The organism is Cupriavidus sp. C1SS-2L, assembly GCF_057073735.1.
Genome location: NZ_CP172708.1, coordinates 43,250 through 68,593, shown reverse-complemented (window position 1 = coordinate 68,593; position 25,344 = coordinate 43,250). Strand labels below are relative to the sequence as shown.

General features: G+C 64.2%; 23 protein-coding genes. 9 read left to right on the top strand and 14 right to left on the bottom strand.

Annotation, left to right across the window (positions count from 1 at the left end; genetic code table 11):
* Positions 1-23 precede the first annotated feature (23 nt).
* Entirely contained in the window at positions 24-761 is a 738-nt protein-coding gene (locus ACIGJG_RS00230) for an aspartate/glutamate racemase family protein (protein ID WP_011296234.1), read from the top strand.
* A 7-nt stretch (positions 762-768) separates the two neighbouring features.
* Here the strand turns inward: ACIGJG_RS00230 and ACIGJG_RS00225 are convergent, their stop codons facing one another.
* From ACIGJG_RS00225 to ACIGJG_RS00195, 7 genes are all read right to left on the bottom strand, one after another.
* Positions 769-1,560 (bottom strand): oxygen-binding di-iron domain-containing protein, encoded by a 792-nt coding sequence (locus ACIGJG_RS00225; RefSeq protein WP_220631195.1) that lies wholly within the window; start codon positions 1,558-1,560, stop codon positions 769-771.
* A gap of 136 nt (positions 1,561-1,696) precedes the next feature.
* Positions 1,697-2,335: a glutathione peroxidase gene (locus ACIGJG_RS00220; RefSeq protein WP_011296232.1), complete on the bottom strand. Its 639-nt coding sequence runs from the start codon at positions 2,333-2,335 to the stop codon at positions 1,697-1,699.
* An 89-nt stretch (positions 2,336-2,424) separates the two neighbouring features.
* Complete coding sequence (locus tag ACIGJG_RS00215; RefSeq protein ID WP_483673094.1) at positions 2,425-3,915, bottom strand: MDR family MFS transporter; 1,491 nt, start codon at positions 3,913-3,915, stop codon at positions 2,425-2,427.
* 319 nt (positions 3,916-4,234) lie between these two features.
* A complete protein-coding gene (locus tag ACIGJG_RS00210; RefSeq protein ID WP_011296230.1) occupies positions 4,235-4,675 on the bottom strand; it encodes a CBS domain-containing protein in 441 nt (146 codons plus the stop codon).
* A 156-nt stretch (positions 4,676-4,831) separates the two neighbouring features.
* Positions 4,832-6,256, bottom strand: coding sequence for an ATP-dependent RNA helicase DbpA (dbpA, locus tag ACIGJG_RS00205; RefSeq protein WP_483672623.1), 1,425 nt, complete (start codon positions 6,254-6,256; stop codon positions 4,832-4,834).
* Positions 6,257-6,298: 42 nt separating this feature from the next.
* The gene (locus ACIGJG_RS00200) at positions 6,299-7,228 is read right to left on the bottom strand and encodes a DUF72 domain-containing protein (protein WP_011296228.1); all 930 of its coding nucleotides are present in this window, start codon (positions 7,226-7,228) and stop codon (positions 6,299-6,301) included.
* A gap of 150 nt (positions 7,229-7,378) precedes the next feature.
* Positions 7,379-8,596, bottom strand: a complete 1,218-nt coding sequence (locus ACIGJG_RS00195) for a DUF4382 domain-containing protein (protein WP_483672622.1) — start codon at positions 8,594-8,596, stop codon at positions 7,379-7,381.
* 502 nt (positions 8,597-9,098) lie between these two features.
* Here ACIGJG_RS00195 and ACIGJG_RS00190 point away from each other — a divergent pair.
* The gene (locus ACIGJG_RS00190; protein ID WP_483672621.1) at positions 9,099-10,898 is read left to right on the top strand and encodes a methyl-accepting chemotaxis protein; all 1,800 of its coding nucleotides are present in this window, start codon (positions 9,099-9,101) and stop codon (positions 10,896-10,898) included.
* A gap of 55 nt (positions 10,899-10,953) precedes the next feature.
* Here ACIGJG_RS00190 and uraD read toward each other — a convergent pair whose 3' ends face one another.
* Together uraD and ACIGJG_RS00180 are read right to left on the bottom strand one after the other, a co-directional pair.
* Positions 10,954-11,481, bottom strand: coding sequence for a 2-oxo-4-hydroxy-4-carboxy-5-ureidoimidazoline decarboxylase (uraD, locus tag ACIGJG_RS00185; protein ID WP_011296225.1), 528 nt, complete (start codon positions 11,479-11,481; stop codon positions 10,954-10,956).
* A gap of 156 nt (positions 11,482-11,637) precedes the next feature.
* Positions 11,638-12,585: a LysR family transcriptional regulator gene (locus ACIGJG_RS00180; RefSeq protein ID WP_011296224.1), complete on the bottom strand. Its 948-nt coding sequence runs from the start codon at positions 12,583-12,585 to the stop codon at positions 11,638-11,640.
* A 404-nt stretch (positions 12,586-12,989) separates the two neighbouring features.
* Between ACIGJG_RS00180 and ACIGJG_RS00175 the strand changes: the two genes are divergently transcribed.
* The 4 genes from ACIGJG_RS00175 (at position 12,990) to ACIGJG_RS00160 (ending at position 16,223) form a co-directional block, all read left to right on the top strand.
* The gene (locus ACIGJG_RS00175) at positions 12,990-14,330 is read left to right on the top strand and encodes an MFS transporter (protein WP_483672620.1); all 1,341 of its coding nucleotides are present in this window, start codon (positions 12,990-12,992) and stop codon (positions 14,328-14,330) included.
* Between the two features lies 1 nt (position 14,331).
* Positions 14,332-14,838 carry a hydroxyisourate hydrolase gene (uraH, locus tag ACIGJG_RS00170; RefSeq protein ID WP_483672619.1) on the top strand — a complete coding sequence of 169 codons (507 nt, stop codon included), beginning with the start codon at positions 14,332-14,334 and terminating at the stop codon, positions 14,836-14,838.
* Between the two features lie 31 nt (positions 14,839-14,869).
* Positions 14,870-15,205 (top strand): hydroxyisourate hydrolase, encoded by a 336-nt coding sequence (gene uraH / locus ACIGJG_RS00165; RefSeq protein WP_181184461.1) that lies wholly within the window; start codon positions 14,870-14,872, stop codon positions 15,203-15,205.
* A gap of 268 nt (positions 15,206-15,473) precedes the next feature.
* On the top strand, positions 15,474-16,223 hold the full coding sequence (locus ACIGJG_RS00160) for a carbonic anhydrase (protein ID WP_011296220.1): 750 nt from the start codon (positions 15,474-15,476) through the stop codon (positions 16,221-16,223).
* A gap of 141 nt (positions 16,224-16,364) precedes the next feature.
* Here the strand turns inward: ACIGJG_RS00160 and ACIGJG_RS00155 are convergent, their stop codons facing one another.
* On the bottom strand, positions 16,365-16,697 hold the full coding sequence (locus tag ACIGJG_RS00155; protein ID WP_011296219.1) for a nucleotide pyrophosphohydrolase: 333 nt from the start codon (positions 16,695-16,697) through the stop codon (positions 16,365-16,367).
* Between the two features lie 139 nt (positions 16,698-16,836).
* Between ACIGJG_RS00155 and ACIGJG_RS00150 the strand changes: the two genes are divergently transcribed.
* Together ACIGJG_RS00150 and ACIGJG_RS00145 are read left to right on the top strand one after the other, a co-directional pair.
* Positions 16,837-17,496, top strand: a complete 660-nt coding sequence (locus ACIGJG_RS00150; RefSeq protein WP_483672618.1) for a methyltransferase family protein — start codon at positions 16,837-16,839, stop codon at positions 17,494-17,496.
* Between the two features lie 187 nt (positions 17,497-17,683).
* The gene (locus ACIGJG_RS00145) at positions 17,684-18,829 is read left to right on the top strand and encodes a helix-turn-helix transcriptional regulator (protein WP_483672617.1); all 1,146 of its coding nucleotides are present in this window, start codon (positions 17,684-17,686) and stop codon (positions 18,827-18,829) included.
* A 35-nt stretch (positions 18,830-18,864) separates the two neighbouring features.
* Here the strand turns inward: ACIGJG_RS00145 and ACIGJG_RS00140 are convergent, their stop codons facing one another.
* The 4 genes from ACIGJG_RS00140 to ACIGJG_RS00125 form a co-directional block, all read right to left on the bottom strand.
* Positions 18,865-19,563: a type 1 glutamine amidotransferase domain-containing protein gene (locus ACIGJG_RS00140; RefSeq protein WP_483672616.1), complete on the bottom strand. Its 699-nt coding sequence runs from the start codon at positions 19,561-19,563 to the stop codon at positions 18,865-18,867.
* 108 nt (positions 19,564-19,671) lie between these two features.
* Positions 19,672-20,442 (bottom strand): hypothetical protein, encoded by a 771-nt coding sequence (locus ACIGJG_RS00135; RefSeq protein WP_483672615.1) that lies wholly within the window; start codon positions 20,440-20,442, stop codon positions 19,672-19,674.
* 106 nt (positions 20,443-20,548) lie between these two features.
* The gene (locus ACIGJG_RS00130; RefSeq protein WP_483672614.1) at positions 20,549-22,033 is read right to left on the bottom strand and encodes a hypothetical protein; all 1,485 of its coding nucleotides are present in this window, start codon (positions 22,031-22,033) and stop codon (positions 20,549-20,551) included.
* A 25-nt stretch (positions 22,034-22,058) separates the two neighbouring features.
* Positions 22,059-23,720 carry an OmpA family protein gene (locus tag ACIGJG_RS00125; protein ID WP_483672613.1) on the bottom strand — a complete coding sequence of 554 codons (1,662 nt, stop codon included), beginning with the start codon at positions 23,718-23,720 and terminating at the stop codon, positions 22,059-22,061.
* Positions 23,721-24,195: 475 nt separating this feature from the next.
* Between ACIGJG_RS00125 and ACIGJG_RS00120 the strand changes: the two genes are divergently transcribed.
* The gene (locus ACIGJG_RS00120) at positions 24,196-25,026 is read left to right on the top strand and encodes a YdcF family protein (protein ID WP_483672612.1); all 831 of its coding nucleotides are present in this window, start codon (positions 24,196-24,198) and stop codon (positions 25,024-25,026) included.
* Positions 25,027-25,344 lie beyond the last annotated feature (318 nt).

Genomic DNA, 25,344 nt, shown 5'->3' with positions numbered 1-25,344 from the left:
ACCCGAACCATCGCAAACCCGATATGAACCTCCTGATCGTCAACCCCAACATCAGCGAGTCGGTCACCGACCTGATTCACGCGGAAGCCCTGCGCACCGCCTCGCCCGAAACGAACATCACCATGGCCACCGCGCCGTTCGGCGTGGCCTATATCGAAACGCGCTTCGAGGCGCTGGTCGGCGGCTACGCGACTGCATGCGCCGCGGCCGAGCACGCCGGCAAGTTCGATGGTCTCGTCGTCGCTGCCTTCGGCGACCCCGGCCTGGCCGGACTCAAGGAGCTGTTCGACGTGCCCGTGGTCGGCATGACCGAAGCCGCGCTGGCCAGTGCATGCCTGCTCGGCCAGCGCTTCTCGATCATCGCGATCTCGCATCGCATCGAGGCGTGGTATCGCGAATGCGTGGCGAGCAATGGGCTGTCCTCGCGCCTGGCGAGCATCCGCTCGCTGCAGGAGCCGCTGCGCGATATCGGCAGCGTGCAAGAAGACCATGCTGCGCGTTTGGAAGAACTGAGTCTGCAAGCCGTGCGTCAGGATGGCGCCGACGTGATCATCGTCGCCGGCGCGCCGCTTGCGGGACTGGCCCGCTCGCTCAAAGGCCGCATTCCGGTGCCGGTTGTCGATGGCGTCAGCAGCGCCGTGCGTCATTGCGAATCGCTCGTGGCCCTGCAGCCCGGCAGCACGCGCGAAGGCAGCTTTGCGCGCCCGCCGCGCAAGCCAAACGCCGGCCTGCCATCGGCGCTGGCACAGCTGCTCGCCTGAGGACGGATCAGTCCGTGACGGTGTGGGCGGGCGGCACGCGGTAGTGGTTCGGCGTGAGCAGGTCCAGCCCGCATTGCAGGCCATCGACCCAGTCGATAAAGCGCGCGACCATGGCCGCACCGCGAAACGACGGCCCGTGCTGCGGCACGATCCATTCGATGTCGAGCGTGCGCGCCATCGCCGCCCACAGCCGGCAGGCGCGATTGCCGCTCATATAGCGCTGGTGGAACGGCAGCATGCGCGCTACGTGCGCATCGAAATCCGTAACCGTGGCGCCGGCCTCAGCGGCGCTCGTCATGGCTGCGCCGAGATCGCCCGAGAACAGGATCTTGCTGATGGGGTCGTAGAACTGGAAGTTGCCCTCGGAATGCAGGAAATGCGCGGGCACGGCGACCAGCGAACCACGGCCCAGCGGGATATGCGTGCCCGCGTCGGGAATGGTGACGATACGCCCGTTCGTCTTCCCCGCCTGACAGAAATGCGGCAGAAAGCGCGCCCACACTTTCGAGATGAGAACCTGGCAATCCGAGCCCGTCAGCCAGCGCCCGACCGAGGCGACGATATCGGGATCGGCGTGCGAAGCGAGCACGTAGTCGAGTTGCTTGGGCGGGAAATAGCGGCTGATGGCCAGGTACAGCTCGCTGTAGGTCATGTGTCCGCCGGGATCGATCAGCGCGCCGTGGCCGTGGTCGACGACCAGGAACTGGTTGGTCTGCACCACTTCTCCATGCGCTTCCTCGACCAGGTCGGCAAACATCAGGCAGGTATGCCCGTCCGTGTTGTACAAGGTGATGCCCATCGTGCCGCTCCGCCGTCTCAAAGCGGCGACGTTAATCAGCGCGCGGCAATGTGTGCTTGATGCAAATCAAGCTCCACAAGCAAAACAGCCCGGCCAAAGCCGGGCTGTCGCAAGCGAAAGACAGGATGCGGGCCGCTCAGCGCGGGCTGGACAGCAACTGCTCGATCTTCGCCACGAACTGCTTGTCGTCGGGCTTCGTCATGCTGTTGTAGCTGCCCACCACGTTGCCGCTGCGGTCGATCAGGTACTTGTAGAAGTTCCACTTCGGCGCGGTGCCGGTTTCCTTTGCCAGCAGCGCGTACATCGGATTGACATCACCGCCACGCACGTGGGACTTGCCCAGCATTGGGAACTTGACGCCGTAGGTGTTGTAGCAGAAGTCTGCGATCTCCTTCGACGAGCCCGGCTCCTGCGAGAAGTCGTTGGACGGGAAGCCTAGCACCACCAGCCCGCGGTCGCGGTACTTGCTGTACAGCGCTTCCAGCCCTTCATATTGCGGCGTGAAACCGCAATAGCTCGCGGTGTTGACCACCAGCACGACCTTGCCCGCGTACTGGCACAGGTTCTGCGGGGCCTCGTCCTGCAGGCGCGGGAACTGGAAGTTGAGCGAAGCCGGGCAGTTGCCGGCCGGCGCCGCGGCCGGCATGGCGGCAGGCTTGTCGGCGGCGCGCGCCGGATGCGGCAACAGTGCAGCACTGGCGGCGGCGAGTGCAAGCGCGGTGGCAAACATGGCACGGCGCACGGAAGCGGCGAAGGCGGTCTGACGGCGGTTCATGCGATGTCTCCTGTCTCCATAAGGGGCGGCTCGCTGTATCGGGTACGCGATAGTCTACGCCGATGCCGGCCTCGGCGCCGGCAGGCAGCTCAGTCCATGGCCAGACTGGCGGCGTGTTCCGCGACGCTGCCGCGCAGCTCGATGTCCGGCATGCAACGCACGATGCCAAGCGCCAGCAGCGCGGCGACGGCCCCTACTGCAAAGATCAGCTGGAAGCCCGATTCGACACCGTTCGAAAGGACCTGCCGCACCGCCGGAGAAAGCTGCGCGAACGCTTCGCTGCCATGCCGCAGCGCGCCGAGGTCGAGCGCCTGCGAGACACCGGCAGCGGCCGTGGCGTGGCGGAACTCAAGCGTGAGCAGCGTACCGGCGAGCGCGCCGCCCAAAGCGCTGCCGAGCGAGCGCAGCACCAGCAGCGCGCCGGTGCCGGCGCCAGTGTCGCGGCGCTCCAGCACGTTCTGCACGCTCATGAGCGTGCCAACCATGACCATGCCGAGGCCTGTACCGCCGATGCTCATCGCCAGCAGCACCACGGCAAGCGGCACGGCAGGCGTAGCGAGTGCCAGCACGGCCAGCCCGATCGCGCCGGCAATGAAGCCGGCCGTCAGGATGCCGCGCATGCGTCCTACGCGCGGCGCCACCCAGGCCACGATGAAATTGCCCGCCACCGTGGCCAGCAGGAACGGCATCACCAGCAGCCCCGACATCGACGCATCGGCGCCGCGCACGAGCTGGAAATGCAGTGGCAGGGCGAAGATGCACAGGAAGATGTTCAGCGCGGCCAGCGCCGAAGCGGCCACGCCCATCACATAGGCGCGGTTGGCAAAGAGCCGCGGCGGCAGCATCGGGTCGGCGGCGCGGCGTTCCTGCCACGCCAGCGCGGCCACGGCGGCCACCGTCACCAGCGCCAGCAGGCCCAGTTGCGGCGAGATCCAGTTGAACACATCGCCGCCCCAGCTCATCGCGAGCAGGAATGCGACGATGGCCGCAGCCAGCAGCAGGGCGCCCACCCAGTCCACGCGCGCACGGCCGCCGCGCACGGGCAGCATGGCCAGGCCGCGGTAGCACAGCAGCATCGCCAGGCCGCCCAGCGGCAGGTTGATCCAGAACAGCCAGCGCCACGACAGGTTATCCGACACCCAACCACCGACGAGCGGACCGGCAATCGACGCCACCGCCCACACCGTGGCCAGGTAGCCTTGGTAGCGGCCGCGCTGGCGCGGCGCCACCACGTCGGCAATCGCCGCCTGTGCGAGCGACATCAGTCCGCCGCCGCCGATGCCTTGCAGCGCGCGGAACAGGATCAGCTTCCCGAGCGACTGCGCCATCGCGCATGCCACCGAGGCCAGGATAAACAGCGTGATCGCCACCATCAGCAGCCGGCGCCGGCCGAAGCTGTCGGACAGCTTGCCGTACAGCGGCGTGGCGACGGTCGAGGTGATCAGGTACGCGGTCACGATCCACGACAGATGCCCGAAGCCGTTCAGGTCATTGGCAATGGCCGGCACGGCCGGGATCACCACGGTCTGGTCGAGCGCCGCCAGCAGGATGCACAACACGATGCCGCCGATCACGCGCATGATCGCCTGGTGGTCGTGGGCGGGGGAAAGAGGAATGGAAGCGTTGGCCTGGCTGGCCGGGTTAAGCGAGGACATGGGCAGACAACGACAAGCGGCAGCCATGTGGCTGCTAACGCGAAACTGGGGAGTTGACCGGCCAGGTATGGATCCGTGCAGTGACGGCGCAAGGCCGTGGCGGAAGAAGCCGGAAACGCTAATTCAGTAACCGCATAATTATATGCGGTTATCGTCTATCGCGTGCGGTGGCGCTGCAACACTCGGCTGCGCGCGCAGGCGCCGCCGTAGCAACCGGCAGCGACCCGCATGCAGAGGTGCGGCGTTACCGACTGCCGCCGTGAATGTAATGCTCGAGCTGCTCGATGATGAATTGCTGCTCGGAGATGATGTCCTTCACCAGGTCGCCGATCGACAGCATGCCGATCAGGTCCTCGCCATTCATCACCGGCAGGTGACGCATGCGGTGCTTGGTCATCAGGGCCATGCACTCGTCGGTGCTCTGGTCACCGCTGACGTAAATAACAGACGACGTCATGATGTCGCGCACCAGCGTATCGCGCGACGAGCGCTGCATCAGGATCACCTTGCGCGCATAGTCACGCTCGCTCAGGATGCCAACAATCTTGCCGTGCTCCATCACCAGCACGGCGCCGATGCCTTTTTCCGCCATCAGCTGCAGCGCGGCATACACCGTCGCCGTGGGCGGAATGCTGAAGATGGCTTGCGTCGGCTTGGACTCTACGACCTGGCGTGCGGTTTTCATCACCCACTCCCTCTTCTGTCGATCATGCGGTACGGCAGAGATGCCATGTCCATCCAGATTAGCAAAGGATCGGGCGGCCTTACAGGGTGACTTACACGAATCTTCGTGAAGTCAGATCTGCGAGAAACTATGCGGTGGCCCAGACGCGAACGCGGCTCACTCGGTCAGCATCCTCACCTTCACCTTCTTGCCCTTCACCTTCCCCGCGTTCAACCGGCGCACCGCTTCTCGCCCGATGGCGCGATCCACCGCGATGTAGGTCGACATCTCCATCACATTGATCTTGCCGATCTGTTCCTTGGTGAAGCCGGCCTCGCCGGTCAGCGCACCGAGGATATCGCCGGGCCGGATCTTTTCCTTGCGGCCGCCCAGCATCTGCAGCGTGACCATCGGCGGCAGCAGGCGCTCGGTGCTCGCGGCGCGCAGTTCGGCCAGCGGGTGCCATTCGAATTCGCCGCCGTGGTGCTGCTCCAGGTTGCCTACGCGCCCCATCTCGTCCATGCTGACCAGGCTGAACGCATGGCCTTCCTCGCCAGCGCGGCCAGTGCGGCCGATGCGGTGGATATGCACTTCGGGGTCGGGCGTGATTTCCACGTTGATCACGGCTTCGAGCTGGGCGATATCCAGCCCGCGCGCGGCCACGTCCGTCGCTACCAGCACCGAGCAGCTGCCGTTGGCGAACTGCACGAGCACCTGATCGCGGTCGCGCTGCTCCAGGTCGCCGTGCAAGGCCAGCGCCTGAAAGCCCTGTCCGCGCAGCAGGTCGACCAGATCACGGCAGCGCGCCTTGGTATTGCAGAAGGCCAGCGTGCTGGCCGGGCGGAAATGGTCGAGCAGGCGGCCCACGGCGCTGAGACGCTCGCTCTCATCGACTTCATAGAAATACTGGCGGATGCTCGAGCTGTCGTGCTTCTCGGCCAGCTTCACCTCCTGCGGCTTGCGCAGGAACTTCTGGCTGAGCTTGTCGATGCCCGCCGGATACGTGGCCGAAAACAGCATCGTCTGGCGTTCGCGCGGGCAGCGGCTGACCACATACGAGATGTCGTCGAAAAAGCCCATGTCGAGCATGCGGTCCGCTTCGTCGAGCACCAGTGTGTTGATCGCGGACAGTTCGAGGCTGCCCCGGTCGATATGGTCGAGGATGCGGCCCGGCGTGCCCACCACGACGTGCGCGCCGTGGACCAGGCTGTCCACCTGCGGGCGCATCGGCGAGCCGCCGCACAGCGTCAGCACCTTCACGTTCTCTTCGGCCCGTGCGAGGCGGCGGATTTCCTGCGTGACCTGGTCGGCCAGCTCGCGCGTTGGGCACAGCACCATCGCCTGGACGTCGAAGCGGCGCGCATCGAGCCTGTGCAGCAGCGCCAGCGCGAAGGCAGCGGTCTTGCCGCTGCCGGTCTTGGCCTGCGCGATCAGGTCGTGGCCGGCGAGCGTCAGCGGCAGGCTCGCGGCCTGGATCGGCGTCATTTCGTCATAGCCGAGCTGGGCCAGCGTGGCGAGCATGGCCGGCGCCAGGGGCAGGGTGGAGAAATCGGCGGCGGGCGCGGCAGCGCCGGCTTGCGGGGGCAGGGAGCTTGTGTTCATGCCGGATTGTAGCAACGAGGGGTCAATGGGCCAGCCGGAATATCAGGCACGCTTCTTCGCCGGAACCTTCGCCGACACCTTCGCCGGTACCTGTTCCTGCGGTTCCCAGCCAAGGCGCGACAGCAATGCCTGAGCGGCCGCCGGAGCGCGCTCCTTGGCGCCGTTGATGAAGAAGATAAAGACTTCGCGCCGCTTCGCAGCCGGCTGCTTGTCCTCCAACTGCTCCAGATTTGCCGGCGCCTTGCCCGCGGCCCACGTGCGCGCATGCTCGGCCCACGTGTCCAGCGCCTTTGGCCCGTAGCCGGTCGTCAGCTTTTCGCTGCTGTCCATCAGGCGCGCGTAGACAAAGTCGCTGCTCAGGTCAGCCATCGATGGAAACTTGGGCGAGTCGGTGTAGACCGTCGCGGCTTTGTACTTGCGCGCCAGCTTCAGGTAGTCCGGCGACAGAAAACTGTCATGCCGGACCTCCAGCACGTGGCGCAATGTCACGCCCTCCACCGAATCGGGCAGCAACTGCAGGAAGGCTTCGAAGTCCTCGGCATCGAACTGCTTGGTCGGTGCGAACTGCCAGACCAGCGGCCCGAGCTTCGGGCCCAGTTCCGCAATGCCACTGTCGATAAAGCGCGCAATCGACTCGCCCGATTCCGCCAGCACACGGCGGTTGGTGGCAAAGCGCGAGGCCTTCACCGAGAATACGAAGTCATCGGGCGTCTCGTCTCGCCACTTGGCGAACGACGTGCGCTTCTGCGTGCCGTGATAGGTGCTGTTGATCTCGATGGCCGTCAGGTGGCGGCTCGCATATTCGAGTTCACGCGTCTGCGCGAGCCCGGCCGGATAGAAATTGTCGCGCCACGGCGCGTAGGTCCATCCGCCGATGCCGACGCGTATCAGCGGTCCGCCTGTTCCCGGCGAACCGGTCTTGCGCTGCGAAGCTGGCGCGGCAGTGGACTTCACCGCGGTATGTGCTGACATGGCGCGATCTCCCGGGACGCGAGATTCAAAGTCTAGCGGGAAACCGCGGCCAGGGCGAATGACAAGGAGGGCGTGCGCAACCGGTCGAAAAAAATGCCGGAAGCAGGCTTACACCTGCTTCCGGCCTATCGGGCCCCGGCGCTGACCGGGTCAGAACCCGAAGTTCTGGGTCACGTCGGCACTGTTCACATCCACCGGCTGCGTCTGCACCGCACCGGCGGAACTGGTGGCCTGCACGCTGTACTTGCCGCCCGCCGCGTTGTCAGGCTGCAGCGGGATCGGCAAGGCCGCCTGGTAGGTGCCGATCACCGGCGCGGCTACCGGCAGCGCCGGCGCGGCTGCATAGAAGCTGTAGGCGCCGGTATCGCTCGCGGCCGCGGTGGCGGCGATCTCGAAGGTACCGCCGCTGACCAGTTGCAGCGCGCGCAGCGTCGCTTCGGCCGATGCCGGCGTCACGGTACCCGAAACGCGCCGGTACGACGAAGTCGGCAACGACAGCGGCGTGCCGGACGTCGAAATCGCGGTGCTAGCGCCGGCCACCACCGGCACGCTACGCACGATACCTGTCGCACGGCCGTTGGCCGCGCCCGGCACGACGACAACGTCCACCGCTCCGGCAGTGCTGCTCTGCTCGATCGGCGACAGCGTGAAGTTCCCATTGGCATCCGCCACCGTGGCCTTCACCACGACGCCGTTGCGCTCGGCGTAGACGCGCGCGCCCGGCGACGAACCCACCACGCCGGTCACGGCGCCGCTGACCACGGTCGGAATGGCTGTCACCACCGGCTTCAGGCCATAGCTGCCATTGCCGCGCGTCACCACAGACTTACAGGCGTCAAAATCGAGCACGAGGTCGGTCAGCGTGCCGGGGGCGACGGTGAAGGAACGGTTGATCTTGATGCCAGACTGCACCGCACTGGGTGTATCCAGCGATTTCTCGCTTCCGCCGGTCGGCACCACGGAATTGGCCAATGCCCCTGAGCCGCCGCCGGTGTTGGCATCGAGTACCAGCCGCACCTGCTGGTAATTGCCCGCCGGCAGCGGAGTTTGCCCCAGTTCGGACAGCGCGCCGTTGGTCAGCGACAACAGGTCGATCTTGCGGGCGGGCGACACATTGATGTCGACCCAGCCGCTAGCTCCGGGATCGGCGTTGGCGCTGGTATGCACGCGCACCTTGTTGACGGTCACAAAGACATGGTCGAAACCGCAGGCCGGCGCATCGGTCATCGAGACCTTCAGCGTTCCCTGTCCGCTGCTACCGCTGCCCGAATCATCGCCACCGCCGCCGCATGCTGCCAGCCCGAATGCCCCGGCCACCGCCACGATGCGAACTGCCCTGGAAGAAAAAGAATAAGAAGAAGCCGACACGGTATCACTCCGCTTGTTGCTGTTAATGACCGCAGAATATGTGACGCATGGCGTATCGACTGTAAGCGTTTGTAATTCGCCGCAGCGACGCCACGGCCATGTTTGCATGAGCCGTCATCCAGCCAGTCCGGGCAAAAGCGCGTTGCCCGTGGCAGCGCAGCGCACGATTTGCTGCTTTGCAATGGCGATGCAATCCCTGTCTCGGCATCGATTCCAGTCGCCATCGCGCCGCAGAGCAACGACGGCCGGATGGCAGCGCGTCATCGTGCATGGCGTTGCTCGGCGCCAAGGCTGCACCGAACGTGCCGATTCGCAAACGGAAACATTCAGGACAGTCGCGGCAACAGGGAGGCTCCTGTCATGGCCTGCTAACGAGGTCACGCGCCTTTTTTGCGACGACTGGCATTGGTCGGCTCAAGTCGTCGCGAAGGCCTCCGTTTACCTGCCCAGTGGAGATCCCACACATGACGCCCCAAAAATTCCCTACGAAGGAAACTGCCCGATGTTCTCAACCATCCGCGCCCGGATCATGGCCCTTTGCGTGGCCATTGTCGTCGTCGCCCTGGCTCTCAACGCGGCGCTCAGCCACCTGGTCACACGCCGCTACAACCAGGAAGCCATCGACAGCAGCCTGACCGCCGTGCAGAACGGCCATGCCGCTGCCATCAACGACTGGGTCGCATCGCACAGCCAGATGATCAACTCGCTGCAGGACGCCGTGCTGCAGCCCGAACCCGACGCTGCGCTCAAGCAGATTGCCGATGCCGGCGGCTTTACCAACGTCTACGTCGGCTACGCGGACAAGACCGCCAAGTTCTCTAACCCGACTGGCATCCCGCCCGGCTATGACCCGACCGGCCGCCCCTGGTACAAGCAGGCCGTGGGCGCAGGCAAGCCGGTGGTGACGCCGCCCTATGTCGATGCCGGCAGCGGCAAGCTGGTGGTCGCCTTCGCAGCGCCCATCGTGCGTGATGGTGGCGTGAAAGGCGTTGTCTCAGGCGACGTGGCCATGGACACCGTGATCGCCAACGTCAAGGCCATCCACCCGACGCCGGCCAGCTTCGGCATGCTGGTGTCGAAGAACGGACTGATCGTCGCGCACCCCGACGACAAGCTCACGCTCAAGCCGGTGTCGGAACTCGTGCCCGCGCTCGGCGCGGACAAGCTCGCATCGCTGCCCGGCGCGGCGGAGCCGCTCGAGGTGGAAGTGGCCGGGACCGCCAAGCTGCTGCGCGCACGCGAGGTCCCGAACTCGGACTGGATGGTGATCGTCGCCCTCGACAAGTCGGAAGCCACCGCCGGCATGCGTTCGACGCTGATCGCCTCGATCGTCGCGCTGCTCGTGATTGCGTGCGTGGCCGCAGCCGTCACCGGCGCCGTGACGGCCGTGTCGTTCCGCCGCCTGTCGCAGATCCGCGACGCGATGCGCGCGATCGGCTCCGGCGACGGCGACCTCACGCAGCGCTTGCCGGCCAACGGCCGCGATGAAGTCGCCCAGATTGCCGTGGCGTTCAACACGTTCGCCGACAAGCTGTGCACCGTCATGCGCGACATCCGCGACACCAGCGAATCGGTGCGCGCCGCGTCCGAGGAAATCGCAGCCGGCAATATCGACCTGTCGCGCCGCACCGAAAGCGCCGCGGCCAGCCTCGAGCAAACTGCCGCGTCGATGGAAGAAATCACCGCCACCGTATCGCAGTCCGCCAACTCGGCTCAGCAGGCCAATGCATCGGTTGGCGCGGCGTCGCGCGTGGCCGAGAGCGGCGGCGTGGTGATCGGCGAAGTGATCGGCACCATGGGCGAGATCGAAAGCGCATCGGTGCGCGTGTCGGACATCATCAACGTGATCGAAGGCATCGCGTTCCAGACCAACATCCTCGCGCTCAATGCCGCAGTCGAAGCTGCTCGCGCCGGCGACCAGGGCCGCGGCTTCGCGGTGGTGGCGGGCGAGGTGCGCGCACTGGCGCAACGCAGCGCGCAGGCCGCCAAGGAAATCAAGACGTTGATTGAAACGACCGTGGGCAGCGTGACCACAGGCTCGAGCCAGGTGCAGCGTGCCGGCGCAACCATGCACGAGATTGTCAGCAACGTGTCGAAGGTGACGAGCATCATCGCCGAAATCACGCAGGCCGCCATCGAGCAGACGCGCGGCATTCACGAAGTGAACAAGGCAGTGACGCAGCTCGACGAGATGGTGCAGCAGAACGCGGCGCTGGTGGAGCAATCCACGGCGGCCGCCGCAGCATTGCAAACGCAGGCGGCAAGCCTGGCGGGGGCGGTGGGGCAGTTCAGGCTCGGTTGAGTTCCCGAGCACTGGCAGCGTGCCGCGCAATATTGCGCCGGCACGCTGCCAGGAATCATGACGCCAGTGTATTGAGCCGGGCGTTGAGGCGCCCGCGCGTAATCGCCGCGATCTGCGCCAGCGCCTCTTCAAGCTCCACCGGTGTGCTGCGATCGACGCGGCGCTCCAGCTGCGCAAAAATCCCTTCACGCGTGTAATGCCGCACGCAGATGATGAATGGGAAACCATGGCGCGCGAGGTACGCGGTGTTCATGCGATCGAGCGTGTCTTCCTGCTGCGTCGTCATCGCGTCCAATCCAGCGCTCTTCTGCTCCGCGTTCGAATCCGCCGTCATCGTGCCTGCGCGGATGTTGGCGCCGGACAGCAACGGGTGCAGGTTCAAGAAATCGCGCTGGCCCTTGTCGTCGAGATTGCGTACCACGTCCATCATCGCCTCATGCAGCGCCGCCACCGATGCAAACGGGCGCTGCGACCAGGCCCCTGCCGCGGCCTGCGGAAAGTGTTCGAACACGCTGCCGAACACGCGCGCAAAGCCCGCCTGGTCCAGCGCGTTGACCGGCGCGAGATCGATTGACTGTGACATGGACTGCTCTCCCGTAAGGCCCGCCGCGTTGGCAAGGCGTGGACGTTGTGGACGTTGTGAACGTCGAATACGGGCCGAGTATAGGAAGCACCCACGGCAGCGGCGAGGCCCGCTGCCCTATAGGTCGCATAACAGAATCCGATATTGCCGCACGCGCTACGTTCGCTGCATGTCGCGCAGATCCCGCAATTCCTGCGAGGCTGCCGTCAGCATGCCGCGCAGCCACATATGCGCAGCCGAGCGGTGGCGCGACGGATGCCAGAGCTGATAGAAGCGCATGAACGGGAATTCGATCGGCGGCCTCAGCACCGCCAGCGGCACGTGTTGTGCGTGATAGTTGGCAAAGTGGCGGCCCGTAGTCAGGATCAGGTCGGTGCCGGGGATCAGACTCGGCGCGAGGTTGAAGTACGGGCAACTCACGCGGTTGTCCCGATGCACGCGCATCGTGCTGAGTCCCGAATCGACGAGCCCGCGCTGGTCGCGTGAATAGGGCGTGGGCACGATATGCGCTGCGCCGAGATAAGCCTGCGGCGTGAACTTGCCGGGCTGGTTGTGCACGCTGTCCGGCGCGACCACGCAGACCACTTCGTCCTCGAGCAATACCGACAGGTGCAGGTGTTCCGGCGGGTTGGGCCAGTTGCCGATGACGATATCCGCGGCGCCTTCCGACAAGGCCTGTTCATAGTCGAACGTTGCGCTCAAGGGTACGGCCGACAACCGTGCATGCGGCGCCGCGCGGCGGAACTCGCGCACCACGTGCGCGAAGAACGGCGGCGCCAGGTAGTCCGGCATCGCCACGGTAAAACTCTGTTCGGTCGTGGCGGGATCGAAGCGGTCGTCCGACACCAGCAGGTTGTCGAGCGCGCTAAGTGCAGCCTGTGCGTTGCGCGCGAGCTGCAATGCGCGCTCGGTCGGCACCATCACATTCTTCTCGCGCGTGAGCAGCGGGTCGTTGAAGATGGCGCGCAGCCGCTTGAGCGCCGAGCTGATCGCCGGCTGCGACTGGTTCAGACGGATGGCCGTGCGCGACACGCTCTGTTCGGCAATCAGGATGCACAACACGCGCAGCAGGTAGGTGTCGAAGGGGTCGTCGGCGCGGATCATGGTGAAGTCCTGAGCGAGGATGGCGGCCGGGCGCAGCGGGCGACGCAATTGCCGCGCCACGGTGTTCGCCAATGCCGACTTTGTAGCGTGTCGCGCACCGCAGGGCAACGCGGTCGAACCCGCATACCGTGGCGGGCCAGTGAATTCGCTGTCCGCTTAACAGTTCAGAAACCGGCGGGCTAGGGTAATCCATAGGTCTGAAACCGGGCTTCTCGAACGCCCGCAAACCCGCGTCCCATAAGGCTTTCCGCCCCATATCGAGGCTGCTATAGAGCCTATACCAGCACTCCCGTTCCGCCTTGTCTGGCCGTTCCTATACTTGCTTCCAACCAAACGGACGGCGGCCGCCGGACCACCTTCGGGGCCCCGGCCGCACGATGCAAACCGACAAGACAGGAGACACCATGTCTATCACGAAACAAGGCGTGCCGATCTTCGCCGGCGCGGCGGACGACGCGGAAGCGAGCGTCTACCGCAAGGTGTCCTGGCGCCTGCTGCCCTTCCTGGGCGTGCTGTGGGTGCTGGCCTGGCTGGACCGCGTGAACATTGGCTTTGCCAAGCTGCAGATGCTCGATGCGCTGCAGTTCAGCGAGGCGGTGTACGGGCTCGGCGCCGGCATCTTCTTCATCGGCTACTTCCTGTTCGAAGTGCCGTCGAACATGCTGCTGCAGAAGATCGGCGCGAAGAAAACCATCATGCGCATCACCATCTGCTGGGGCGTGATCTGCATGCTGCAGACCTTCGTCACCACGCCCACGCAGTTCTACATCCTGCGCTTCCTGCTTGGCGCGTTCGAAGCGGGCTTTTATCCGGGCGTGATCCTGTACCTGACGTACTGGTACCCGTCAGAGCGGCGCGCCCGGGCGTTCGGCACGTTCATGTCGGCGTCCGCCATCGCCGGCGTGCTCGGCGGCCCGCTGGCCGGCTGGATCATGACGTCGATGAGCGGCGTGCATGGCATGCACGGCTGGCAGTGGCTGTTCGTCATCGAAGGCGTCCCGTCCGTGCTGGCCGGCGTGTTCGCATGGTTCTACATGACCGACAAGCCGGAGCAAGCGCAATGGCTGACCGACGGCGAGAAGCGCGTGGTGCACGACGCGCTCAAGCGCGACAACGCCGCCATGGGCGAGCGCGGCCACGACTGGCGCAGCGTCTTCACCACCCCCAAGGTGTGGCTGCTGATCGCGATCTACTTCTGCCTGCTGTGCGCGAATTCCACGCTGACGTTCTGGATCCCGACCATCATCAAGGACGTCGGCTTCACCACGCCGATGGCCGTTGGCTGGATCGCAGCAGTGGCCTACCTGTGCGGCGCTATCGGCATGATCGCCAACGGTGCGCACTCGGACCGCCGCAATGAAGTGCGCTGGCATTTCAGCGGCGCGGCGCTGACCGGCGGCGTAACGATGGCCTTGCTTGCCGTGCTGCTTGGCATGAATGCGCTGTCGCCCGTGATCGCCCTGCTCGCCATGACCGCTGCACTGGTCGGCACCATGAGCGCGATCCCCGTGTTCTGGCAGTTGCCCAACCGGTACCTGGCGGGCAGCGCCGCGGCGGTAGGCGTGGCGCTCATCAACTCGGTCTCCAACCTCGCCGGCTTCGGTGCTCCGTACGTGATGGGGCTGATCAAGACATCGACCGGCAAGGTCAACACCGGCCTGTACCTGGTGGCCGTCATCGAAATCCTGGCTGCGGTGCTGGTCGTGGTCGGCATCCGCCAACTCCGCAACAAGCGCGAGGCCTGATATGCGCAACGACCAAGATCCGGATTTCGACGCCAGCCGCCGCCGCTTCGCATTGCAATCGCTCACGCTGGGTGGTGGCACCCTGCTCGCCGGCAGCGCGCTGGCAGAGACCGCGCCCAACCAGACCACAGGCCCTGTGCAGCAAGGCGGCCTGAGCCCGCGCCTGACCATGCATGCGCTCGACACCTGGCACGGCACACCTGCCGCCGGCATGCGCGTGGAGATGTATCGCATCGAGAACGGCCAGCCACGCCACATGCAGACGGTCACGCTCGCTGCCAATGGCCGCAGCGAACCGCCGCTGCTGATTGGCGACGCCTATCGCACCGGCACCTACGAACTGCTGCTGCACGTCGATGAGTACTTCGCCGCGCGCAAGGCCAATCTGCCGCAGCCGCTGTTCCTGTCGAAGATCCCGCTGCGGTTCCGCGTGACCGACGCCAGCCAGCGCATCCACCTGCCCGTGCTGTTCGGGCCGTGGAGCTACAACTACTACCGCGGCAGCTGATGCCGCCGGCTTGCTGACAAGGAGACCGATCATGGCAGGCATCAGCACCCACGTACTCGACGTATCGCTCGGCAAGCCCGTTTCGGGCATGCAGATCGAACTGTTCGACATGGGCACGCAACCCCCGAAGCTCATCGCCCGCGCGCGCACCAACAGCGACGGACGCACCGATACGCCGATGTTGCCCGCCACGCAGGCGCGCACCGGCGACTTCGAGCTGCGCTTCTGGGTCGCGGACTACTTCAAGACACCCGACGTGTTCGCGGACATCGTGCCCGTGCGCTTCACCATTGCTGAGGCGGCACAGCACTACCACGTGCCGCTGCTGTGCTCGCCGTGGAGCTTCGGCACGTATCGCGGCAGCTGATTCTTTCGTGGTACTTGGGTGCGCATCGTGCGCCCGGGCGGCCCAGCGAGGCCGCCCGTTTTTGTTTGTGGCACCTCATTCATATCAGCGTCATGGTCACTGCAAGGCACGCCCATATCGCCCGCTACACTTGCGCAGTCCAATGAGACGGTTTGATGCAGTCTGCCGGTCAACTGCAGTCTTCCGGCAGCGTTTCGGAGCCATGGGAACGGCCCGCCAATCGCGCGGCCTGCGCCTATCCCGCATAACCACAACGGTGACAATCAAGATGAAGACACGCATTGCGTTTGCAGCATTGGGCACACTGTTCTGCACGACACTTGCCAGCGCCGCAGAAGCTCCGCACTGGACCTACCAGGGCAAGACCGGCGCAAGCCACTGGGCCGGCCTTGAATCCGACTACGCCGTTTGCGGCACCGGACAACGCCAGTCGCCGATCAACATCGAAACGCGCAAGGTGACCGGCACCACGGCGCAACCGGTTAGCCTGGCCTATGCGCCGGCCAGCGCCGAAGTGATCAACAACGGCCACACCATCCAGGTCGAGCCGGCCAACGGCGGCGCGCTCACCATCGATGGCGTCGAGTACAAGCTCGCGCAGTTCCACTTCCACACGCCGAGCGAAGAGAGAATCGACGGCAAGTCCTATCCGTTGGTAGCGCACCTCGTGCACAAGAGCGCCGACGGCAAGCTTGCGGTGATCGCCGTGCTGTTCCGCACGGGCAAGACCAATGCCGCCTTGCAACCGGTGTTCGCGGCGCTGCCGGGCAAGGCAGGTGCCAAGCATGCGGTCGATGGCACGATCGACGTCGGCGCGCTGCTGCCCGCCAACCGCGACAACTACACGTTCATCGGCTCGCTGACCACGCCGCCTTGCAGCGAAGATGTCCGATGGGTCGTGATGAAGACGCCCGTGTCGATCTCGCAGAAGCAGCTTGCGGCGTTCAGGAAGCTGTACAGCATGAATGCGCGGCCGGTGCAGGCTGTGAATGGGCGGGAGATTCAGGCCGGGAAGTAGCCTCTGCGGTGGAGGCGGCGGGCGACGGCCCGCCGATTCTCCGCAAAACTATATCGTTGATCTATTTTCGCTGCGCGGGATACACGAAACTATATTTATCCCATCGATAAGTCAGCCCCTATACCGCGTCCGGCAGCAGGATCAGGACTCCGCCTTCTTCACCGGATACTTCTTCGCATTCATCTCCATCTTCGCTCGCACCGCCGCATCGAGGTCCACACCCAGCGCCGTCACGAGCTGTGTCAGGTAGATGGTGATATCCGCAAGCTCCTGCTCCACATGCTCGCGCTCATCGGTCGCCATGATGCCGCGCGACTGCTCCTCGGTCTGCCATTGGAAGATTTCCACAAGTTCGGCCACTTCCACGCTGAGCGCCATGGCCAGATTCTTGGGGCTGTGATATTTGCCCCAGCCGCGCGCCTCGCCGAAATCGATGGCGGCTTGCTGGAGGTCTTTGAGATCGATGAGAGGCATGGCTGACAAGCTGGGAAATGCGCAGAGGATGCGCGCAAAGGATGTATTGAACCACGCCCGCGCGCCCTGCCCCTCGCACGTCCGCCGCCGCAAAGCGTTAGGCTATCGAATGTGAACCACGCTGCAGGCGGAGGCTTCCATGCGCGTCACACCCGGCATGGCTTTTTTCACGCTCGCGGGCACCCTTGCCTACCTGGCGTTGCCGATTCTCGGCTGGGGCGGCATCGGCCCCTTCTTCGCGCATCCGGCGCGCACGGCGCTGGCCGTAGTGACGATGGCGCTGGCCGTCGCCGCCATCTTCTCGGGCGGCAATATCAGCAGCGGGGAACGCGAAGACCGTGGCAACCGCTGGGTTCTGGCCGCATTCGGCGTACTCGGCCTGCTCTCCGGCTTTGTACCAGCCTGGAATGACCGTATCGACTTCTGGACCCTCGACGGCGATGCCATGCGCTGGTTCGGCGTGTTCGTGTATGCGGCCGGCGGCGTGCTGCGGCTGGTGCCCGTTTTCATCCTGGGCAGGCGTTTCAGCGGGCTGGTGGCGATCCAGCCAGGACACACGCTGGTGACAACCGGTCTCTATGGCGTGATCCGCCATCCCAGTTATCTCGGCCTTGTAGTCAGCTCGCTGGGATGGGTACTCGGATTCCGTTCTGGCGTGGGCATCGTTCTGACGATGCTGATGATCCCGCCGCTCGTGGCACGCATCCACGCAGAGGAAGCGTTACTGCGTTCGCAGTTCGGCGCCGAATATGAAGCGTATCGTGCGAAGACGTGGAAAATGCTGCCCGGGGTGTATTGATTCCGGGCCCAGACTATGCACTCCATTGCAGCACATCGTAATACGTCGGTCATGTCCTATTTTCGTTTGCGGCCTATCAACACCCAACTTAAGCAGGGGTCTCGACAACGCTGCCAGAGGCCTGTGATAGCCTGCGCAAAAAACCAAGCGCTCAAAAAATCGGAATAAGAGGCGGGCATCCAACGGAATGCCACGCTCGGGGGACGAGGGCATCTTGCGAGTCGATCATCTTATCGGGGACCTTTACGAGTCCGCGGCTCAGCGCGACGGTTTTCTCGAGGTATTTCAAACTGTCGCCGAAGCGTTGGGAGCCAATGTCTTCCATATGTTCAGCTGGGATTCCGTGCGTAATGCACCGCAACTCTCCATCTATACGCCCGATGTCAGATGGGACGAGGTGATCGAGCGCTACGACCAGTATTACGGGGCCTTGGATCCGCGACGCCGGTTTGTCGAACAGGCAAACGTTGGCCAGCTCGTCTTTTGCGATGAGCACCTGACGGAACGGGACATCGCGCGCAGCGAGTTCTTTCAGGATTATCAGATTCCCTCCGGCGTGCGCTACCTGATGGGTGCGCGCCTGGCCCGCCCAGACAGCAACGATATTCTGCTGGGCATGCTCCGTGCACCGGACCGGCCGCCCTATACCGCCGAAGAGCGTGCTGCTGCAAACAGTATGGTCGGCCACATGCAGCGCTCGATCAATCTATGGCAGGACACGCGCATCCTGCATCGCGACGCCGCGCTCGGCACCGAACTGATGGAACAGCTCGGCCTTGCGGTTTTCGCGCTGGACCGGCATTCGCGCGTTGTCTTTACCAATGTGGCAGCGGAGCGCATGCTGCGCCAGACCCTCTGCGTGAGACTGCGGCACGGCCGCCTGGCCGCTGTGCACGCCGATCAGGATGCCACGCTGCAGAAGACGATCGGGCACGTCGCAAAGACACGCCAGGGTGTCAGCCTGGCGCTGCGACCCGCAACGGGCGCGCCCCCAGACACGTTCCTCAACGTCACTTTCGTCCCAGGCCAGGAAGCGCGTGCGGTATTTGGCGATGCAACGATTCTCGTCACCGCCAGGCAGCGCGGATCGGAGCCACTGGTGACCGCCAGACAACTGCAGCAGGCCTTCGGCTTGTCGACAGCGGAGGCCGCCGTTGCCGAAGAGCTGATCGCCGGCAAGGCGCCTGACGAATACGCAGCTACGGCAGGCGTCTCGGTCAACACCGTTCGCACACAGCTTCGCGCCATCTACGACAAGACCAGCACGCGTTCCAAGACCGAGGCAGTCAGCACGATGCTGTGGCTACTGTCGCAGCGGTCGCCTGATCGATAGACGACTCGCAATGCGCCACCATCGTCCGGTGCCGATCAGCCTTTCCCGCCCCCGCGATGCTTCAGCATCGTCAGCAGCGCATTGGCAGCGGCATCCGACGACGCCGGATTCTGACCGGTGATCAGCAATCCATCCGTCACCACATACGGCTGCCAGTCGCCGGCCTTGGAGTAATTCGCGCCGTTCGCCTTCAGCATGTCTTCGACGAGGAACGGAACCACTTCAGTCAGGCCGACGGCCTCCTCCTCGCTGTTCGTGAATCCCGTAACGTTCTTGCCCTTGACCAGTGGGCTGCCGTCCTGCGCTTTCACGTGGCGCAGTACGCCCGGCGCATGGCATACCAATGCAACCGGCTTGCCACTGGCAAACGTCGCTTCGATCAGCGCTTTGGAGTCCGCGTTCTCCGCCAGATCCCACATTGGACCGTGGCCACCGGGATAGAACACGGCGTCGTAGTCGCCTGCCGATACTTCGGAGAGTTTCTGCGTCGATGACAAGGCGGCTTTCGCGTCGGCATCATCTTCGAAGCGCCGCGTCGCGGGTGTCTGGAACGAGGGGTCGTTGCTCTTGGGATCGAGTGGCGGTTGGCCGCCTTTCACGGATGCCAGCGTGACATTGACGCCGGCATCTTTCAGCACATAGTACGGCGCGGCGAGTTCTTCGAGCCAGAAGCCGGTTTTCTCGCCGGTGTTGCCGAGTTGGTCGTGTGAGGTGAGGACGATCAGGACTTTCATGGCGGGTCTCCTGAGAGCGTGGGCGGTATGAGTAAGCATGGTGCATGACACCTGCAAAATCAAAGAACAACGCCGCCCGCAGGCGGCGTTTGCGACGCTCGTTGCAGGCTAGCGAATTGGCGTCAGCAATGCGGGTGCCCCAAAGCCCGCCAACCTGGCATTGCTTCGATCAAAGAACCCATCCCAGAATGTCCGAAGCGCCTCAACGCTCTGCGGCGAACGATATGAGGCCGCCGCGTTCCGCGCGCTCTTCGGTTCCGGAACGATGCCCGCGCCCATCACATAGATGGACGCGCCACCAAAATCCGCCCGGAGATTTGCTTTCTCGACCTTGCGCAGTTCTTGCGTGGGATCGATCTGCCGCATGCGTTCCTGGCTATAGAAGCTGGAGATCGACGAGTTTTCCAGCATGTCCGAGACGATCAGCACCGTCTTCTGCTGCGCCGCCACGTCCCGCACTACCTGCGATACCGCGGCAACGCTTGCCAGGACATCGGATCGCGCCAACGCTTCACTGGTACCTTGCAGCGCTTCCCGCACTGACTCAGCCACCAGCCTCGTACCGTATGCGTATTGCGACTTCAGGCATGCGTCAAAGCTCTTCAGCGTTTTGACCGCGGTGGCGTCGCGGATGGACTGGTCCGTCAACGGCATCTCCAGCATCCCTGCCGTCAACTGCTGCAGATAGCGCCCTTGCGCATACGCCGAGAAGCTGTAGACGCGGAACGTCGTGCCCGGACGCAGCAGGCTCTGGAGATGCCTGCCCAGTTCCGCAGCCAGCTTGTCGTCCAGGACCGTGGTCTGGTCGATCATCACGAACACCGCGCGCTCCACGGCTGCCGGCCTGGCGAGTTGGTTGGCGGCGTAGCAACTCGGCATGTCTTGTGCGGCGAATGCGGACCCGCAAAGCATGGCGGCCGCAACCGCAACCGCAAGCCACGCGACGCACCGCCTGCCGAGGCCGGCGGCACGTGAGCCAGCCAAATCAGAGCAGGGCTTCAAGGCGTGCACGTTCGGCCTCCTTGTTGCGTTCTTCTTCGTCCTTGCGGACCTGCTCCTGCGCTGCCTTGCGTTCGGCAAGACGTGCGGTGACTTCATTGCGGACACTGTCCGGCAAGTCCTGCAGCAGCGCCACGGCATCCGCCTTGCGGCCTTCGGCTGTCATGGCGTCGATACGCGCAAGCACGCTGGCCGCATCCATCGCGGGCTGGCTCTGCGCAGCAGGAGCGACGTCCGCCTGCGGCGCGTTGCGGGCTGCCGCCACGCGCGTGCGCGACTCACGCGATTCCATCAGGTAGTCGTCAAACGTGTGTTCCAGCCGGAGCCCGTCGTTGGCGCGACGCTCGCTCATCTTCTGCTGCAGCGTCTGCAGCTTCGATTGCGCCACCTGCATCAGCGGCGTAAAGAACGCCAGGTAGTCGTCATAGGTGGAGAAGCCGCGCGTACCGCGATAGGCGGCCTTGCTTTCCTTTCCTGCAAATCCCCATTTGTATCCGCCGGCAATGCCGACCAGCTGCGTAATCGCAAAGATGAACGCGAGCATCAGGAACGCGGCAAGACCTTCGTCGGTATAAGCAGAGCGACCATCGGACTTAGCCTTGTCATCAGCCTTCTGCTGCTCCTGCATCAGCTCCGCAGGCAATGCCTGCCCAAGCTTGTCGAACGGATTGCCAGCGCTCGGCCCTTCCACAACCAGCGCGGTCTGCGCCGTACGCTCGGCCTCCAGATGCTTGACCCGCATCACAGTTGAGAGGACCGATACAAACACGATAATCACCACTGCCACACCAACCATGAAGTAGCTGCGGCTGGTGCCGACGCGGTTCACGCATTGCTTGTACTCCGGCTCGGCGTCATCCTTGTTCTGCGGGTCGTTCAGCTTGACGTTGTGGCTGGCAAATTTTCCGGGCTGGCCTTCTCCACGCCACTCCGAGTCCGCCTTGGCGATCAGGTTGCTACGATAGAGCTGATGGCCAGCGCTATGCATCACGAACACGAAGATGACGCATAGCACGAATACGATGGCCCACATCAGCAACTGTCGTGCGTTCTCGCTGCCGCCTTCTCCCGCCATCCATGTGCCGAGCATGTACGAGAAGCCAAGGCCTTCCGCCAGCACCAGCACGCACAGCAGCCCCATCATCCAGCCCGGCGTCGGGGAACGACCCAGATCGTGTGCCTTGGAGAGATAGTTCAGGCGCTTGTTGAACTCGTCCTCGGTGGTGAAGTGAATGAACTGCTTGTAGTCGTCGCACAGCGTACGTTCCGACAACGTCCAGGACTTGTCCTTGGCATAGCGCGTGGTATCGCGCGAGAGCCGCGCGATCTTGCCGATCAGCGGCAAGCCGTACCACAGGTTCATCAATGCGAAGTCGATCCGAAACTTGTTGCCGAGATACACAATCAGCAACACAGCAAGTGCGAGCGCCGAGTTCAGCGCCGCAAGGTTATCGTTGATCCAGTGACTCATCGTCTTTTTTCTTGGTTGTTGTTGATCAGGTCTTGCCGCCGCCGGCCATGCGCGGGTTGAATGCGGCGGAGTAGCCGTTGCCGTCCTTGTCGTAGCGCAGCCACGAGCCCTGCGCGTGGTCAGGTGACGCGTGGGGAATCACGATGTCCAGGCATTGCAGCGGCGCCTTGTTGACGAAGACGCGATAGAGCAGGCCCTTGTCGCCACGGTAGGTATTCACCTGGGCTTCGGTGCGCAAGTCGGCGATCTGCTTTGAATCGTGGTAGTCGCGATAGACGAGCACTTCCGGGCGGCGCGCCGGCGCACCGCCGTCACGCAATACCGCCACACCCTTGAGTGCGACCAGATGGCCATTGACGGTATCGGTCCAGATCGTGTTGTACAAGCCGGGCATGTAGTCAGCAGTGCGATAGGCCTTGTCATCGCTCAGCGCCTTCACGGCTCGTGATTCGCGCGGCCGGTCCTGGTCGCAACGGGCCAGCGGGGTATCCGCGACGGCCGATGAAATCAATGAAAGGCCACCAGAGCGATCCAGCTTGCCGAGGTCCGGCATCATTGCACTGCGACCGGAGGGCGTACCGCCGAAATCGATCGACGGTGCGCGCACGGTCCGCGTCGACGTCTCGACATTTGGCTTCGACGTTGTCGCCGGCGCCGGGGAAGCGGTGGCAACTGGCCTTTCGCCAGCCGGAGCCTTTGCCACATCGCCGCCTGACTCGTTCTGGCGCGAATTGGCGGAAGCGGTACGCACAGGAGATTGCGCCTTTGCCTGCCCGCTGGCGCGAGCACTTGATGCCGACTTCGCACGCGGAGCGCTCACCGCGATATTGTCTCTGCCGGACTGCGACGGATCGCTTGCCGATTCGCGGTAGAACGCCACATTGGGCCTGCGCGCCGCGAGATATTTGGCAAACGCAGCCTCGTCGGTGACGTCGACGATCTCGACGCGGCGATTCTTCGCACGCCCTGCCTCGTCACGATTGTCTGCCAGCGGCATGGTTTCCCCCGCACCCTGGTAGTACAACTGCGACTCGGCGACGCCCGCATCGCGGAACAATGCCGCAACGGCACGCGCACGCTGCTCGGACAGGTCGGCGTTGAGCCGAGAACTGCCGGTGTCGTCGGTATGACCGATCAGCAGAATACGTCGCGACTTCAACCCCTCAACGGCCTGCCGGTCTTGCGGAGTGGACTGCGGACCGAGTTGCCTGGACTGGACCGGATAGGCGTATTGCTGTGCAATTTCGGTGAATGCTACCCGGGCCTCCGGCGTCAATACGCTGGACCCGGACGCAAACTGGCCATTGGCGCCGGCACCGGAATCCCGTACCGAAGCGGACAGGCCGATGCCGCCTTGTTCGCTTGCGCGATTGGCAGGCTCCATCGCACTGCCGTCCGCCGCAATGTCCACCATCGTGACATCCAGCCCGTGCTTCTTCGCAATGCGCGACAGCTCGCAACGGCGGCGATCCATATCCGCACCGATCAGTCCGCCAAGCGCGGCACCCACACCGGCTCCAAGCAGCGTTCCAACCTTCTTGTTGCTCGACACCACGTTGCCCAGCACAGCGCCCGCGATAGCGCCTGCGGTGATCCCGATATTGCGGGCGTTGTTAGAGCAAGGGTCGTCGCTGGCGAAGGTTTCCTTCAGGTAGCCGCCCGGTGCGGTTGCGCATCCGGTCACCATCGAGCAGGCAACCGCCAGGCTTGTCCATCGCCAGGTGGTGCGTGTGTTCGCCCTTGCTGTCGTTCGTGTCGAGCGGCTTGAGCCGCTCACCGTTGTCTTGTTTTCGTTATGCATCGACCTTTGTTTTCTGAAACGCCTTGCCACCTCCCGCCACGGGCGCAACGTTGCGCCACGTCAGTATCGGCATCCATCGTGAAAACTTGATCACGCGGCTCCGTCTGCCATCGAGGCGGTGCGCGATCAGGGAACGTGGTCAAGGCAGCGACCCGCGCGTCGATGGTAGTGGCCGATCATGCACATGCCAACCCTCCGAAGGCCATGCTTCAGTGGGGTTGGAACGAACCTGCCGCTACGCGGGTTGCGCCCGGATCGTTTGCTATGCTCACCCTCCGCACGCATTTGCCGCTGTCCGCGAGAGACAGGCCCGGGTGCTCCCCGGCTCGATGCACCGGCACGACCACGCCAGAAAACTCCGATGTCATTCACCATGCAAGAAGCAAACAGACCCACTTCACCGCGCGGCAGACTGGTCGTTTGGAAGCGTGCAGTCCTCGCCTTGACCGGCTCCATACTTCTTGGAGACGCCGTCGGGTTGATGAGCATCGGATTGTTCAACTTCGGCATCGTGCTACCGGGCAGCATCGGCCTTGCATTCCTGCTGCTCGCGTTGTGTTGGCATCGCGTCGCATGCTGGCGTTTGGCCAATCCACGCAGACAGTTGCTATGGCGTGCGCTCTGGACAGCGTTCGCCGTGTGGCTCGTGACGGTAGGTGTCTTCTTCCACGGCATTCGCAGCGGCCTGAGCGTGTCCGTGCCGACAGGCGTGCCGATCCAGGCCATCATCGTTCTTGGGTCCGGTACGCCTGATTGCCACGCGTCGCCGGCGTTGACTGCACGACTGGAGCAAGGCCTGATACAAGCCCGGCGATTGCCGGCGGCGAAAGTCGTAGTCAGCGGCGGACCGGACTTCGGCCGGCACTGCACCGAGGCGGACATCATGGCTGACTACCTCGTCGCGCGTGGCGTGGCGGCTGACCGGCTGATTCGGGAGGGCCGCAGCACCAGCACCGAGGAGAACCTTGTCTTCAGCCGACAGCTGCTGGAGGCGCAGAACGTCGATGCCGACGGACCGATCGTCGTGGTCACCAGCGATTTCCACGTGCGGCGCGCCGTAGGCATCGCACGCAAGGCCGGTTTCAGCCAGATCTTCGGCGTAGGCGCCGCGACGCCTTTGTACCTGCGCTTCAATGCGTGGCTGCGCGAATACTTTGCCTCCATCAGCAGCTGGATCTTGCGAGAGTATTAAGGCTTGGCGACAGGAGAGCCGTCTTCGGCCTCCTGCTCCACCAAGATAGAGCCCTCACCGCGCGCCCGCGCGCCTCGCCGTCAGCCCCAGAGTTTGACGGCGATCAACCCCCCCTAGTCCTGCCTCCAACGCTGGCATCAAACGCGAGGCGTTTGGCATGCAAAGACAAGTCCTGCCCTGTCGCGAACAGTAATTTTGTTCCGACGCCCATGCGTTGATTGATCCCAATCCACACGGCAGGAGACAAAGCGTGAACAAAACCAGCATTTCCCATCGCCTTGCAAGGCGCCGCTTCCCGCAGTCGTCGGGTTCGGCAGC